A 13,726-nucleotide genomic window follows, 5' to 3' on the forward strand; every position below is an offset into this window, starting at 1 on the left:
GAGAGGCGCACCGGGCAATACTCATCCTGGAGGAGCGGCGAGCCCCCGCACAGTCGGCATTTTAGGGGACATTCCGCGTCTACCGCGCGGCCCCGAGAGGGTGCGCGGCGGCGGCCTCAGGCCGAGAAGCCGCGCCAGCGGCCGTGGCCGGGCGTCATCGGGCCGCGGATGCCGCGCTGGCTGACCTGCCAGGCGCTCTGCCCGCGCTCGGGGGCCGCGCGGATGCCGTCGGACTCCTCCTGGAGCACGCCGCGCAGCACGGCGGTCACCGCGGATGCCTCGGCGTCGGTGACCCGACGGGTCACGAAGGCGAGCTCCGACGGATCGAAATCGGCTGAATTCGTTGAGGCAGTCATGGCGCCGCTACAGCGGAATGTTCCCGTGCTTCTTGGGCGGCAGGCTGGCCCGCTTGGTGCGCAGCGCGCGCAGGGCCTTCGTGATCGCGACCCGGGTCGCGGCCGGCTCGATGACGCCGTCAAGCTCGCCGCGCTCGGCCGCCAGGAACGGGCTGGCCACGTTGTACGTGTACTCGTTGGCCAGGCGCGTGCGCACGGCGGCGACATCCTCGTTCGCTGCCTCCGCCTTCTTGATCTCGGCACGGTAGAGGATGTTGACGGCGCCCTGGCCGCCCATGACCGCGATCTCCGCGGTCGGCCAGGCGAGGTTGATGTCCGCGCCGAGCTGCTTGGACCCCATCACGATGTACGCGCCGCCGTAGGCCTTCCGGAGGATGACGGTCACCAGCGGAACGGTCGCCTCGGCGTAGGCGTAGAGCAGCTTCGCGCCGCGGCGGATGACGCCGGTCCATTCCTGGTCGGTGCCGGGCAGGAAGCCGGGCACATCGACGAGGGTGAGGATCGGGATCGAGAAGGCGTCGCAGAACCGGACGAACCGGGCCGACTTCTCGCCGGCCTGGATGTTCAGGGTTCCGGCCATGGCGAGCGGCTGGTTGGCCACGATGCCGACCGAGCGGCCGTCGATCCGGGCGAAGCCGACGACGATGTTCGGCGCGAACAGCGGCTGGGTCTCGAGGAAGTCGCCGTGGTCGACGAGGCTCTCGATGACCGTCTTCACGTCGTACGGCTGGTTCGGCGAGTCGGGAATGATCGTGTTGAGCTTGTGGTCGGCGTCGGTGATCTCCAGCTCGGCCTCGCTGTCGAACACCGGCAGCTCGGCCAGGTTGTTGTCCGGCAGGAAGCTGAGCAGGGTTCGCGCGTAGTCCAGGGCGTCGGGCTCGTCGCTGGCGAGGTAGTGCGAGACGCCGGACACCGTGTTGTGGGTGAGCGCGCCGCCGAGCTCCTCCATGCCGACATCCTCGCCGGTGACGGTCTTGATCACATCGGGGCCGGTGACGAACATCTGGCTGGTCTTGTCGACCATGATCACGAAGTCGGTCAGGGCGGGGGAGTAGACCGCGCCGCCCGCGGCGGGGCCGCAGATGATCGAGATCTGCGGGATCACGCCGGATGCCGCCGTGTTGCGCCGGAAGATCTCGCCGTACTTGCCGAGGGCGACGACGCCCTCCTGGATGCGCGCTCCGCCGGAATCGAGGATGCCGATGATCGGCACGCCGGTCTTCAGCGCGAGGTCCATCACCTTGATGATCTTCTCGCCGGCGACCTCGCCGAGCGAGCCGCCGAAGATGGTGAAGTCCTGCGAGTAGACGCAGACCTGGCGGCCGTGGATGGTGCCGGTGCCGGTGACGACGGCGTCGCCGTAGGGCCGTTTCTTCTCCATGCCGAAGGCGACGGTGCGGTGGCGCACGAATTCGTCGATCTCGACGAAGGAGCCGGAGTCGAGCAGCATGTTGACGCGCTCGCGGGCGGTCATCTTGCCCTTGGAGTGCTGCTTCTCGATGGCCGCCTCGCCGCTGGCGGTCACGGCCTCGTGGTAGCGCGCTTTGAGGTCGGCGAGCTTTCCCGCGGTCGTGTACATGTCGGGGCCCGAATCGGGCGAGTTCTCAGTCACGCGGTTCACTCTACCGGCCAGCCCGTGGCGGCACCCGTTGACGATTCTCCACAAAGATCGCCCGTTTCGCTGGTCGGTTCCCCTTCCCCTCCCGCGGCCAACACTTCCCCTCCCGGGGTCAACTCAGGAGAATCCGGGAACTGGGGCCCGAAACTCGGTCTTTCGGCACCGATTCGGCAGAATAGCCTGAGTTAGCCCCGGGAAGAGGTGCGCATGGAGTTTCCACTCAGCAGCAAGGTCGCCCCGCGGCTGGAATACCTGGCCGAGGTCGGCTCGACGAACGACGTCATGGCCGGGCACGCAAGTGGGCCGGATGCCGCCGCCTGGCCCAACCTGTCGGTGGTCGTCACCGACAACCAGACTCGCGGCCGCGGCCGGCTCGGCCGCACCTGGCTCGCGCCGACCGGCAAGTCGCTCGCCATCTCGGTGATCCTGCGCCCGACGACACGCGGCGGCCAGCCCCTGCCGCCCGACCAGCTCGGCTGGTTCCCGCTGCTCGCCGGGGCGGCGATGACCAGGGCCGTGCGGGGCGTCGTCGAGGCCAGCGCCGCCCGGCCCCGGCCCTCCGACGCGCCGGGCGAGGACGCGCCCCGGCACGAGGTCACCCTCAAATGGCCCAACGACGTGCTCATCGACGGCTACAAGGTGTCCGGCGTCCTGTCCGAACTCCTGCCGGATGCCCGCGGCCTCATCATCGGGACCGGCCTGAACCTGAGCCTTGACGAACACGACCTGCCCACCCTCACCTCGACCTCGCTCCTGCTGGTCACGGGCAGCAGCCCGAGCCCGGATGCCGTGCTCGCACGCTACCTCACCGAGCTGCGGGACCTCGCGGGCGCGTTCACCGCCGCCGGCGGGGATGCCGTGGCCAGCGGCCTGCTCGAGCAGGTCACCGAACTGTGCGGAACACTCGGCTCCCCGGTGAGGGTGGAGCTGCCCGGCGGGACCGACCTGATCGGCACCGCAATCGCCCTCGACACGCACGGACGGTTGATCGTCGAGGACCACGCGAATGGCGAGCTGCAGGCCGTCGCCGCGGGCGATGTGACCCACCTACGGTATTAATGGAGGTATGACGAAAAGTGCAGGGGCTGCGTCCGCGGCGGGATCGACGGAGCAGTGGGCGACCACACCCCTGTCCGCCACGCGCGGGTCCTCGCCCTCCCCGGCGGCCGCGGCCACCTCCGGCTCCTCTCTCGCCGGCTCGTCGCCCGCCGGCTTTTCGCCCGCCGAACGAGTCGTCGCCCGGCTCCGCCCGCACGCCCGGCGTCTCTTCTGGCCGACCGTGGCGCTCCTGCTCGTCTGCGGCGCCACCGGATACTTCTACGGGAACCTGCCCGAAGACTGGCAGAACACCGGCCTCATCGTGCTGGCCGCGGCGGTCGTCGTGTTGCTCTGGCTCCTGCCCCTGGCCTCGTGGCTGAACCGGCGGTACACGATCACCACCCGGCGCATCATCTTTCGGCACGGGTTCTTCGTGCGCAGCCGCCAGGAGCTGCTGCACGGTCGCGGCTACGACGTGACGGTACGCCAGAACTGGCTGCAGGCCTCGTTCCGCTCCGGCGACGTGCTCGTCAACTCGGGGCTGGAGCATCCGCTCGTGCTGAAGGATGTGCCGAGCGCCGACCTGGTGCAGCAGGTGCTGCACGAGCTGATGCAGGAGTCGCAGACCGTGATCGGGTCACGACGCCAGGAACAGTCAGCGCTCCCCGACCAGCCCCCGTGGGCCGGCCGTTAGCCGATCGACCGCAGGCGCGGCAGGCGCGGCAGGCGCGGCGTCGACGCGGCCAGGGGCGAAGACCCAATAACGGTAGAGCGTGAACCGGAAGACGGCGCCCAGGCCGAGGCCGATCACATTCGAGGACACGTTGTCGGCGATGATGCTGGTGTAGCCGAGCACGTAATGGCTGAGCCACAGGCAGAACAGCCCGATACCCATGCCCACCAGGCTGACGGCGAAGAATTCGAGCCCCTCACGCAACGCCCGCGGCCGGCGGGACGTGCCGAAGGTCCAGTAGCGGTTGCCGATCCAGTTGGCGAGGATGGCCAGCACGGTGGACACGATCTTCGCGTAGATCGGTCCGGCATGCACGATCTCCGGATCGAAAACGGTGCTGCGGAGCAGGTTGAACACGGTGACGTCCACCACGAATCCCACGAGCCCGACGGCCCCGAACTTGCCGAGCTGGCCGGCGAAGGCCAGGAGGCGGCTCCTGGTGACCGCGTTTGTCGACATGCGTCCGTCCGGGCTGGGTATAGGAAGATGGATCTGTGAGCGAGGATAGAACTCCGCGACCCGCAGTCTATGGCGAGGTCGGGATCACAGGCTGAGAGTTGACTCCGGGCCGAATGAAGGTTCGCACAGGAATTGGTGGAGATTATGGCTAGGACTGTTGGCGTCATCGGTGGTGGCCAGCTGGCCCGGATGATGATCCCTGCCGCGGTGAACCTCGGGATCGACATCCGCGTGCTCGCCGAGAACGAGGGCATGGCGGCCGGGCTGGCCGCGGTCCAAATCGGCGACTACCGCGACCGCGACGTCGTGCTCGCCTTCGCCGACACCGTCGACGTGATCACCTTCGACCACGAGCACGTGCCGCAGGAGATCCTGCGGGAGCTCGTGCAGCGCGGCGTGGCCGTGCACCCCGGGCCGGACGCGCTGCTCTACGCGCAGGACAAACTGCTCATGCGTGAACGACTGACCGAGCTGGGGCTGCCGGTGCCCGACTGGGCGCGGGTGGAGAACACCGACCAGCTCGCCGCGTTCCTGGCCGAGCACGGCGGCCGCGCGGTGCTCAAGACCGCCCGCGGCGGCTACGACGGCAAGGGCGTGCGGATGATCACCCACGAACACGAGGCCGACGACTGGTTCGCGGCGCTCGCCGAAGACGCCAACGACGGCGCGCTGCTCGTCGAAGAGCTCGTCGACTTCCGCCGGGAACTGGCCCAGCTGGTGGCCAGGCGCCCGTCCGGCGAGACCCGGGCCTGGCCGGTCGTGGAGACCGTGCAGCGGGACGGCGTCTGCGCCGAGGTCATCTCCCCGGCCCCGCAGGCACCCGGGCGGCTCATCGAGGTGGCGGCCGAGATCGGCATGGCCGTCGCGAACGGACTCGGCGTGACGGGCGTGCTCGCCGTCGAACTGTTCGAGACGACGGATGAGCGGGTGCTGATCAATGAACTGGCCATGCGCCCGCACAACAGCGGTCACTGGTCGATGGAGGGCTCGACGACGAGCCAGTTCGAGCAGCACCTCCGGGCCGTGCTCGACCTCCCGCTCGGCGCCACCGAGTCCCGCGAACCGTGGTCGGTCATGGTGAACATCCTCGGCGGCCCGGCGACGGGCTCGCTCGACGACCGGTACGAGGCGGCCTTCGCGGCGCATCCGGGCGTGAAGATGCACAACTACGGCAAGGATCCGCGGCCCGGACGCAAGGTCGGCCACGTCACCGCGAGCGGTCACGATTTGGACGAAGTCGCCTACCAGGCGCGTGCCACTGCGGCGCTCTTTCAGGACTGACGCCTAAGATCGTCTGCGTGCCAGAGAACCCCGTGAATGAGACCTCCCCGTTCGGCAGCGCCGGTGCGCCCCTGGTCGGGGTCGTCATGGGCTCCGATTCGGATTGGCCGGTGATGAGCGACGCGGCCCAGCTGCTGCGCGACTTCGGAGTGCCGCACGAGGTGCAGGTCGTGTCCGCGCACCGCACCCCGGAGAAGATGATCGCCTACGGCAAGAGCGCCCATGAGCGCGGACTGAAGGTCATCATCGCCGGGGCCGGGGGCGCCGCGCACCTGCCCGGCATGCTCGCCTCGGTCACCACCCTGCCCGTCGTGGGCGTGCCCGTGCCGCTGGGCCGGCTCGACGGCCTCGATTCCCTGCTCTCCATCGTGCAGATGCCGGCCGGCGTCCCCGTCGCGACCGTGTCGATCGGCGGCGCGCGCAACGCCGGGCTGATCGCGGTCAAGATCCTCGCCACCGCCGATGACTCCCTCCGACTCAAGCTGGCCGGCTACGCGGAGGCGCTCGCCGCACAGGTCGAGCAGAAGAACCGGGACCTGCAAGCCAGGCTATGAGCAGCGCCCGAAGCCCGATCCGCTACCCGGATGCCCGATCCGCGCCCGTGATGACCAAGCGAGCCTGGTGGCTCGTCGTGCTCAACACGGTGCTGCCCGGTTCGCCGCAGGTGCTGGCCGGAAACCGAAAACTCGGCCGTTTCGGCCTGCGCCTGACCCTGACCGTGCTCATCCTGGGCATCATTGCCGGCGTCGCCTGGGTGCTCTGGCCGCAGGTCGTGCTCACGGTCTTCACGAGCACGATCGGCCTGTGGATCGCCGCGCTGGCGCTCGCCTTCTGCGCGGTCGCCTGGGCGGTGCTCAGCATCGACACCATCCGGCTGGCCCGCCTCGTGCGCACCTCGCCGAAGGCCCGGCCGATCATCGCCGGCCTGGCGGTCGTGCTGATGGCGTTCACCAGCGGCACCGCCGCCTACGGGGCCTATGTGGCGACCACGGCGAGTGGTTTCCTGTCGTCCGTGTTCTCCGCCGGGCCGTCGGAGCCGCCCGTCGACGGCCGGTACAACATCCTGCTGCTCGGCGGCGACGCCGGACCCGGCCGCGACGGCCTGCGCCCCGACAGCATTTCCGTGGTCAGCATCGATGCCAAGACCGGCCAGGCCACCATGATCGGCCTGCCCCGGGACCTCGAGAACGTGCCCTTCCCGGCCGACTCCCCGCTCGCGGACATCTACCCGGAGGGCTACGGCGCCATCGACGGATGCGACGTCTCCGCCTGCATGCTCAACTCCATCTACACCGAGATGGAACTCAAGCGCCCAGAGCTGTACCCCGACGCGGCCGCCCAGGCCAGCTCGCCCGGCATCGAGGCCATGCGGGACGCCGCCCAGGGCGTCACCGGCCTGAGCATCCAGTACTACGTGCTGATCGACATGCAGGGCTTCACCGACCTCATCGACGCGCTCGGCGGCGTGGACATCAATGTCAAGGAGCGCCTGCCGATCGGCGGCGACGAGCAGTTCAACAACGTCGACGGCTGGGTCGAGGCCGGGCAGCAGCACATGGACGGGTACACCGCGCTCTGGTACGGCCGGGCCCGCCACGGCACGAGCGACTACGACCGGATGGCCCGCCAGCGGGTGCTCCAGGAGGCGATCCTCAAGCAGTTCAACCCGGCCAACGTGCTGACCAAGTTCCAGGCCGTAGCCACGGCCGGCGCCCAGGTCGTGAAGACGGATGTCCCGCAGGGCATGCTGGGCTACTTCGTCGACCTGGCCTCGAAGACGAAGAAGCAGCCGATCAACTCGGTCGAGCTCGTGCCGGAGAACGACGTCAACCCGGAAGATCCCGACTACGACTACATCCGTTCTCTGATCGACAAAGCCCTCGCGCCCCCCGCCTCTCCCACGCCCGCCCCCTAACGCCCCGCAAGTCCCCGCGAAACCGCAGTTGTGCGCGCTAAAACACGCGAATAACGCGCACAACTGCGGTTTCGCGGGTCAGGTGGTGACGGGATCGGGGGCGAGGGCGGCCACCCGGGCGGCCTCGCGGCGGGCGAGCCGGGCGTCCCAGCGGCTGCGCAGGAACCGTTCGCAGGGCTTCTCGACGGCGTAGTGCAGGGCCGCCGACATCATCAGCGCCAGGGCGAGCATTCCCACGTACCACAGGATGCTCCACCGGCTGTAGGGCTGCGGGCCGACCTGGGCCAGCACAATGTAGATCCCGGTGGCGTGCACGAGGTAAAACGTGTACGACCACTCGCCGAGCTTCACCAGGGGCTTGCTGCGCAGGATCGACCGGCCGCCGCGGACGTCCCGGGACGCGACCGTCACCACGAGCAGGGCGCAGAGCAGCAGCATCCACTCGTTGGTGCTGCTGCGCACGGCCAGGCCGATGGCCCCGCCGCCGACGATCTCGGCGTTCGCGGGACTGAGCAGGATGGGCGGAAGCACGTACCAGGCGATGAACAAGCCGCCGGCGAGGTACATGACGATGGGGGAGAGCCGTGTGGTCCAGCCGAGGCGCATGGCGTGCGCGGCGGTCATGCCGAGCGCGAACTCGCTCAGCCGCACGACCGGCCACGGGATGTCGGTCACGAACGTTCCCGGCCAGGCCAGGCTCGCGGCCCGGTAGCCGAAGCTGAGCACGACGATGGCCAGCGCCGCGATCAGCGTTCCACGCAGCCGCAGCATCCGCAGGAACGTGTTCAGGGCCGGGTGCAGGGCATAGAAGAAGGACTCGAACGTCAGCGTCCAGCCGGCCGGGTTGCCCGAGAACAGCACCACGGGATCCTTCGACCAGCCCTGCAGCAGCACGACCGACAGCAGCAGGATGCCCACGTCGACCGGCTTGACCCACCAGTCCGCGGGGTCGGGGGCGAAGCTGTAGAACACCGGGATCGCGATGATCAGCGCCACGAGGTAGGCGGGGTAGATCCGTGCGAAGCGGCGCCACCAGAACGTCGTCGGGGAGACCTTCGCGTTGGCGGACCAGGTCAGGACGAACCCGGAGAGCAGGAAGAAGAACATGACCCCGTAGTTGCCGAACCGGAGGATCGGAAAGATCGGAAGTGGCGCCAGGTTGTTCATGTGGAACAGGAAGACGCCGAAGGCGGCCCACCAGCGCAGTCCGGTCAGGGAGTCCAGGCGCCGGGCGCGCGGGACCTCGGTCGGGGACGAATGCATAGGCTTTAGGTTACCGTGCGCCAGGCGGCGGGCTACAGGTCGGCGTGCAGCTGCCAGACGCGCTCGGCCGAGTCTCGCCAGCTGAACGCCCTGGCCCGATCGCTGCCGGCGATGCTCAGCCTGCGGGCGAGCTCGGCGTCGCCGAGCACCCGGGACACCGCGGCGGCGAGCCGTTCGGGGTAGCCGGCCGCGTCCTGCCGCTCGACGACGAACCCGGCGTCACCGGCCGCTTCGACGTTGGCGGGGGCATCCGAATGCACGACCGGGGTGCCGAAGTGGAAGGCCTGGATGATCGGGGTGGAGAAGCCCTCCTCCAGGCTCGGGAAGACGAAGACCGAGGCGCGGGAGATCACGACCGCGAGCTCCTCGTCGCTCAGCCCGGTCATCGCCCGCACGCGGCCCGGCGCGAGGCCCGCCTCGTCGGCCACCGAGGCGATATCGAGCTCACCCCAGGAATCCGGCCCGAGCACGATGAGGGGCAGATCGGGCGCGCCGGGCAGCCCGAGGGCGGTGATCAGCGCGGTGATCGCCTTGCGCGGCTCGAGGGTGCCCGCCGCGAGGATGTATTCCGCCGGGAGCCCGAGAGCCTCGGTGGCCGCCACCCCCGAGGAGAGCGTGCCGGAGACGAGGTAGTCGGTGGGAAGCCGGAGCCCGCTGGCCACGGCGCCGCCGATCACGCGCACCCGGTCCCCGAAGTCGGCGATCTCCGACAACTGGTCGGCGACCGCGTGGCTCGGCACGACGACCGCGTCGGCGTGCTTGCGGGCGCGCTTCAGCATCGCCTTCGTCCAGGCGACGGTCGTCGGCGTGAGCGCCTCCGGATGCGTCCAGGCGAGCACGTCGTGGACGGTCACGGCCAGCTGGGTGCCGTCGGCCAGGTCGTGCCGGCGGAGCGGGGCGAGGAGGCCCGTCGCGTGGATCAGGCCCGGCCCGGGCGAGGTGGTCATGCCGAGCTGCCAGGCGGCCGCCAGCTCGCGGCGGGCGAGGGTCGTCTTGTACAGCCCGGACAGACCGGGCAGCGTCCGTTCGACGTACTCGTACTGGTCGCTGGAAGACGACGAGACGATGCCCTCGACGAAGCAGTCGGCAGGCGCGGTCGCGATCAGCTGCCGGGTGAGTTCCTCGGTGTAGCGACCGATGCCGCCGGGAACCGGCGCGATCATCTGGTCGACGATGACGCGGAGGGTGATCATGTTTCTCTTTCGGGACGAGGGTCCTGCCGATTCTAGCTGGCCGGTTCGGCGGCAACCTGATGACACTAGAACGGGCCTATCGGCCGCTGGGCATTTGCTGATTTACTTCTGGGAGGGCAGCAGGTGCTGCTCACCCAGGGGGAGCAGTACCGATGATGCACAGACCAGCCGCGCGGCGCCACGTCGCGATCCTGACCATGGCGATCCTGGGGCTCGGGTTGATCCCGAGCGCGCCCGCCGCGCTCGCCGCAGCCCCGGCCGCGCCGCCTGCGGCCGAGGACTCGCTCACGACCCTGGCCGGCGACGACACCGTCAGCCCCGCGGATTTCCTGGGTGCAGCGCCTGTGGCGCGCCGGGGAGCACCATCCGACATCCCGGTGGCCGGGTACCTGCAGGGCGCGCACACGGTCGACGTCGCCGTCGTGACGCCGAGCGACTCGAACCCGCCGGCGCCGCTGCTGGCTGACGCCGGGGTGCGCGACCTGGTGGCGCAGACGGGCGCGTACTGGAAGGCGCAGAGCAATAAGCAGGTTCTCTCCCTGACGGCCAACGCCGCCATCCGGCGCTACGCGAGCGACTACAGCTGCAACGACGACCCCGGATGGCTCTGGGACGAGGCGGCAAAGCTCTTCGGCCGCAACGGCGAGTACTACGTGGCGGCGCAGGGGCACCACCTGCTGGTGCTCGTGCCGGAAGGCTGCGGCGGCGCCGGAGTCGGCACCATCGGAAGTTTCGACGCGGCGGTGAGCACGGCGAACGGCGGGGCCATGTGGGCCCAGCTCACCGGCCCGACCACCCTCGACATCGTCGCCCACGAGTTCGGCCACAACCTGGGGCTGGAGCACTCGAACACGCACGTGTGCCCTGACCCCTCGGTCATCGAGGGGATCTACTCGAAGGCGGACAACACGTACTCCGACGGCTGCTCGGACGAGGAGTACGGGGACTTCTACGACGTGATGAGCTCCGCCAACTCCATGAACTGGGACGGAACGCTCTACACCAACACGCGGCCGACCGCGCTCAACGTCACGCAGAAGGAACGGCTCGGCGCGCTGGTCACGGGGGAGGTGCAGGGCATCACGCTGCCGGCCGGCACGGCCATCCAGGACACCCGGACGACGCTCGCGTCCACTGGCGCAGCCAGCGGCAGGCGGGCGCTCAAGGCCACCGACCCGCTCACCGGCCAGGTGTACTACATCGATTTCCGCGGCGGCGGCGGTGCTGACGCCGGGTCGCTCTACGAAACCGGCTACATGAATTTCCTCGGCGTCGACAATGGCGTGCGGGTGCTCACCCGGCGCGCCGACCAGACCTCGGTCGTGCTCCTCAACCCCGCCCCCGAGCTGGACGCCGTCAGCAGCAAGCTCTACCTCAAGCCGGGGCAGAGCCTCTCCACCCGGTCCGGCGGCCTGCGCGTGAGCGTGCAGTCCATCGCCGGGGGGCTGGCGTCGGTGACGGTCACCCTCTCGACGCCGGTCGCGCGCCTGTGGGGCGCCGACCGCTTCTCGGCGTCGGCGGACATCTCCAAAAAGAACTTCCCGGTGGGGGTCGAGGTGGCGTACATCGCCAGCGGACGCAACTTCCCGGATGCCCTGTCGGGCGCCCCGGTTGCGGCCGGCAAGGCCGCGCCCATCCTGCTGGTCGAGGCCGGCAGCATCCCGTCGTCGATCGCGACGGAACTTGCCCGGCTCAAGCCGGGGAGGATCGTCGTGCTCGGCGGATCGGGATCGGTGTCGTCCGCCGTCGCCACCAAACTGACGTCGTACACGGCCGGCACGGTCACCCGGTTGTGGGGAGCCGACCGGTTCTCGGCGTCGGCCGCGATCTCCCGGGCGAACTTCGCTGTCGGGCGGCCCGTCGTCTACATCGCCAGCGGACGGAACTTCCCGGATGCCCTGTCGGGTGCCCCGGTGGCGGCCGGCAAGGGCGCGCCCATCCTGCTGGTCGAGCCCGGCAGCATCCCGTCGTCGATCGCGAAGGAACTCGCCAGGCTCAAGCCCGGCAAGATCGTCGTGCTCGGCGGACCGGGTTCGGTGTCGGGCGCCGTCGCGACGACGCTCAAGAAGTACACGGCCGGCACGGTCGCCAGGCTGTACGGCCCGGACCGGTTCTCGGCGTCGGCGGCCATCTCCCGGGCGAACTTCGCTCCCGGCGGGACTGTGGTCTACATCGCAAACGGGCGCAACTTCCCGGACGCGCTGTCGGGCGCCCCGGTGGCGGCAGGCAAGCGCGCGCCGATCCTGCTGGTCGAGGCCGACAGCATCCCCGCGTCGATCGCGACGGAACTCGCCCGGCTCAATCCGGCCAGTATCATCGTGCTCGGCGGCCCCGGTTCGGTCAGCAACGCCGTCGCGGCCAGGCTCTCCGGCTATGTCGGCTAGCGCCGCGGGCGCAACCTGCCCCGAGTCGTAGACTGCCCGACCGGCTGTCCCGGCCCCTCCCCGGGAGGCGCCCAGCGGGTGCTTGTAGAGTTGCGCAGTGAGTACTTTGCAGAACAGCGACAGTCCCATCCTGATCATCGGTCACGGGACTGCGGGCACGGCACTGGCCCGGAATATCGCCCTGCGCGGCGGCAACGTCGTGGGCTACCTGGATGACTCGTCCACCGCGCCCGAGGTTCTCGGCACGCTGCGCGACGTCAACGATGTCATCGCCGAACACCGCATTGCGACGGTGTACTTCGCGATCCCCTCGGTGGGGTCGAAGACCGTGCGTGACTTCATCAACAGCATCGCAACGGACGACATCGAATTCGCGATCGTCCCACGCACGTACAGCACGCTGACCCGCGAGACCGTCGACATCGAGGACCTCACCGACGTCGATGTGCTCGACCTCGTCGGCCGGGAGCCGGTCAAGCACGATCTGGAGTCCTCCCGCCAGTTTCTTGCCGGCAAACGCGTCCTGGTGACCGGGGCGGCCGGGTCGATCGGCTCCCAGCTGGTGCGGCAGATCGCCGGGATGAACGCCGACGCGATCGCCTGCGTCGACTGGTGGGAAAACGGCATGTTCTTCCTCGGCCAGGACCTCGCCGCACAGGAGAACATCGAATACCACATCGCCGACGTCAAGAACGAACCGCTGCTGGACGCCATCATCGGTGATTTCAGGCCGGACATCATCTTCCACGCCGCCGCGTACAAGCACGTGCCGCTGATGCAGGCGAACCCGCTGGAAGCCATCAACAACAACGTGTGGGGCACCCTCAACCTCATGCGGCTGGCCATCGCGCACGCCGTTCCCAATTTCGTCTACGTGTCGACCGACAAGGCCGTCAACCCGGTCAATGTGATGGGTGCGACGAAACGACTGGGCGAGATGACGATGGAGGCCCTCGCCAAGGGGTCGCACGGCACGACGTTCAACGCCGTGCGCTTCGGCAATGTCATCCAGAGCAACGGATCGGTCATGCAGATCTTCCGGAAGCAGATTTCCCGGAAGGCCCCGCTCACGGTGACGCATGCCGATGTCACCCGCTTCTTCATGACCATCGACGAAGCCAGCCAGCTCATCATCCAGTCGGCAATGATGGGCAGCGACAGCGACATCTTCGTGCTCGACATGGGTGAGCCCGTGAAGATCCTCGATCTGGCGCGCAGCCTCGTCAAGGTCGTCGATCCGAGTCTCACGATCGAGATCACCGGGCTCCGGCCGGGCGAGAAGATGTTCGAGGAACTCACCTACGAACCCGACAACGTGGGCACGACTAAGAATCCCAAGATCTTCGTCGTCCGCGACGAGATCGATTTCGACGAGTCGGCGTTCATCCGCTCCCTGGACGAGTTCCTCGACCAGACCAGGGCGTACACGATCAAGCCGGACCTGGCCGTCGACTTCCTGAAGCGGATGGGATTCGCGCTCCAATGA

Annotated in this window: 12 protein-coding genes; 7 read left to right on the forward strand and 5 right to left on the reverse strand. The window is 69.0% G+C overall.

The window, feature by feature from the left end:
• Positions 1 to 116 precede the first annotated feature (116 nt).
• Entirely contained in the window at positions 117 to 356 is a 240-nt protein-coding gene (locus tag E3T33_RS07315; protein ID WP_092323164.1) for an acyl-CoA carboxylase epsilon subunit, read from the reverse strand.
• 7 nt (positions 357 to 363) lie between these two features.
• On the reverse strand, positions 364 to 1,935 hold the full coding sequence (locus E3T33_RS07320; RefSeq protein ID WP_134476548.1) for an acyl-CoA carboxylase subunit beta: 1,572 nt from the start codon (positions 1,933 to 1,935) through the stop codon (positions 364 to 366).
• A gap of 246 nt (positions 1,936 to 2,181) precedes the next feature.
• Between E3T33_RS07320 and E3T33_RS07325 the strand changes: the two genes are divergently transcribed.
• Both E3T33_RS07325 and E3T33_RS07330 read left to right on the forward strand, forming a co-directional pair.
• Positions 2,182 to 3,033, forward strand: a complete 852-nt coding sequence (locus E3T33_RS07325; protein WP_092323163.1) for a biotin--[acetyl-CoA-carboxylase] ligase — start codon at positions 2,182 to 2,184, stop codon at positions 3,031 to 3,033.
• Between the two features lie 7 nt (positions 3,034 to 3,040).
• Entirely contained in the window at positions 3,041 to 3,706 is a 666-nt protein-coding gene (locus tag E3T33_RS07330) for a PH domain-containing protein (RefSeq protein WP_134575047.1), read from the forward strand.
• On the opposite strand, the gene E3T33_RS07335 is transcribed toward E3T33_RS07330, so the two are convergent.
• Positions 3,668 to 4,204 (reverse strand): GtrA family protein, encoded by a 537-nt coding sequence (locus E3T33_RS07335; RefSeq protein WP_134575048.1) that lies wholly within the window; start codon positions 4,202 to 4,204, stop codon positions 3,668 to 3,670. The genes E3T33_RS07330 and E3T33_RS07335 overlap by 39 nt on opposite strands.
• A gap of 144 nt (positions 4,205 to 4,348) precedes the next feature.
• Here E3T33_RS07335 and E3T33_RS07340 point away from each other — a divergent pair, with 144 nt between their 5' ends.
• The 3 genes from E3T33_RS07340 to E3T33_RS07350 all read left to right on the forward strand — a co-directional run bounded on the left by E3T33_RS07340 (position 4,349) and on the right by E3T33_RS07350 (position 7,400).
• Positions 4,349 to 5,485 carry a 5-(carboxyamino)imidazole ribonucleotide synthase gene (locus tag E3T33_RS07340; RefSeq protein ID WP_092323158.1) on the forward strand — a complete coding sequence of 379 codons (1,137 nt, stop codon included), beginning with the start codon at positions 4,349 to 4,351 and terminating at the stop codon, positions 5,483 to 5,485.
• A gap of 86 nt (positions 5,486 to 5,571) precedes the next feature.
• Positions 5,572 to 6,039, forward strand: coding sequence for a 5-(carboxyamino)imidazole ribonucleotide mutase (gene purE, locus E3T33_RS07345; protein ID WP_092323224.1), 468 nt, complete (start codon positions 5,572 to 5,574; stop codon positions 6,037 to 6,039).
• A complete protein-coding gene (locus E3T33_RS07350; protein WP_241982860.1) occupies positions 6,036 to 7,400 on the forward strand; it encodes an LCP family protein in 1,365 nt (454 codons plus the stop codon). The genes purE and E3T33_RS07350 overlap by 4 nt, the downstream gene beginning before the upstream one ends.
• A gap of 78 nt (positions 7,401 to 7,478) precedes the next feature.
• On the opposite strand, the gene E3T33_RS07355 is transcribed toward E3T33_RS07350, so the two are convergent.
• Both E3T33_RS07355 and E3T33_RS07360 read right to left on the reverse strand, forming a co-directional pair.
• The gene (locus tag E3T33_RS07355; RefSeq protein WP_092323157.1) at positions 7,479 to 8,663 is read right to left on the reverse strand and encodes an acyltransferase; all 1,185 of its coding nucleotides are present in this window, start codon (positions 8,661 to 8,663) and stop codon (positions 7,479 to 7,481) included.
• Positions 8,664 to 8,695: 32 nt separating this feature from the next.
• Positions 8,696 to 9,856 (reverse strand): glycosyltransferase family 1 protein, encoded by a 1,161-nt coding sequence (locus E3T33_RS07360; RefSeq protein ID WP_134575049.1) that lies wholly within the window; start codon positions 9,854 to 9,856, stop codon positions 8,696 to 8,698.
• A gap of 152 nt (positions 9,857 to 10,008) precedes the next feature.
• Between E3T33_RS07360 and E3T33_RS07365 the strand changes: the two genes are divergently transcribed.
• Positions 10,009 to 12,240 (forward strand): cell wall-binding repeat-containing protein, encoded by a 2,232-nt coding sequence (locus tag E3T33_RS07365; protein WP_134575050.1) that lies wholly within the window; start codon positions 10,009 to 10,011, stop codon positions 12,238 to 12,240.
• A 97-nt stretch (positions 12,241 to 12,337) separates the two neighbouring features.
• Positions 12,338 to 13,726, forward strand: coding sequence for a polysaccharide biosynthesis protein (locus E3T33_RS07370; protein WP_134575051.1), 1,389 nt, complete (start codon positions 12,338 to 12,340; stop codon positions 13,724 to 13,726).

It is taken from the genome of Cryobacterium sp. TMT1-2-1, from assembly GCF_004403955.1.
Classification (GTDB): domain Bacteria; phylum Actinomycetota; class Actinomycetes; order Actinomycetales; family Microbacteriaceae; genus Cryobacterium; species Cryobacterium psychrotolerans.

Excerpts from the sequence above, each read along its gene's own strand:
- E3T33_RS07315 (WP_092323164.1), bottom strand. The coding sequence starts at position 356 with ATGACTGCCTCAACGAATTCAGCCGATTTCGATCCGTCGGAGCTCGCC.
- E3T33_RS07320 (WP_134476548.1), bottom strand. The coding sequence starts at position 1,935 with ATGTACACGACCGCGGGAAAGCTCGCCGACCTCAAAGCGCGCTACCAC.
- E3T33_RS07325 (WP_092323163.1), top strand. The coding sequence starts at position 2,182 with ATGGAGTTTCCACTCAGCAGCAAGGTCGCCCCGCGGCTGGAATACCTG.
- E3T33_RS07330 (WP_134575047.1), top strand. The coding sequence starts at position 3,041 with ATGACGAAAAGTGCAGGGGCTGCGTCCGCGGCGGGATCGACGGAGCAG.
- E3T33_RS07335 (WP_134575048.1), bottom strand. The coding sequence starts at position 4,204 with ATGTCGACAAACGCGGTCACCAGGAGCCGCCTCCTGGCCTTCGCCGGC.
- E3T33_RS07340 (WP_092323158.1), top strand. The coding sequence starts at position 4,349 with ATGGCTAGGACTGTTGGCGTCATCGGTGGTGGCCAGCTGGCCCGGATG.
- purE (WP_092323224.1), top strand. The coding sequence starts at position 5,572 with ATGGGCTCCGATTCGGATTGGCCGGTGATGAGCGACGCGGCCCAGCTG.
- E3T33_RS07350 (WP_241982860.1), top strand. The coding sequence starts at position 6,036 with ATGAGCAGCGCCCGAAGCCCGATCCGCTACCCGGATGCCCGATCCGCG.
- E3T33_RS07355 (WP_092323157.1), bottom strand. The coding sequence starts at position 8,663 with ATGCATTCGTCCCCGACCGAGGTCCCGCGCGCCCGGCGCCTGGACTCC.
- E3T33_RS07360 (WP_134575049.1), bottom strand. The coding sequence starts at position 9,856 with ATGATCACCCTCCGCGTCATCGTCGACCAGATGATCGCGCCGGTTCCC.
- E3T33_RS07365 (WP_134575050.1), top strand. The coding sequence starts at position 10,009 with ATGATGCACAGACCAGCCGCGCGGCGCCACGTCGCGATCCTGACCATG.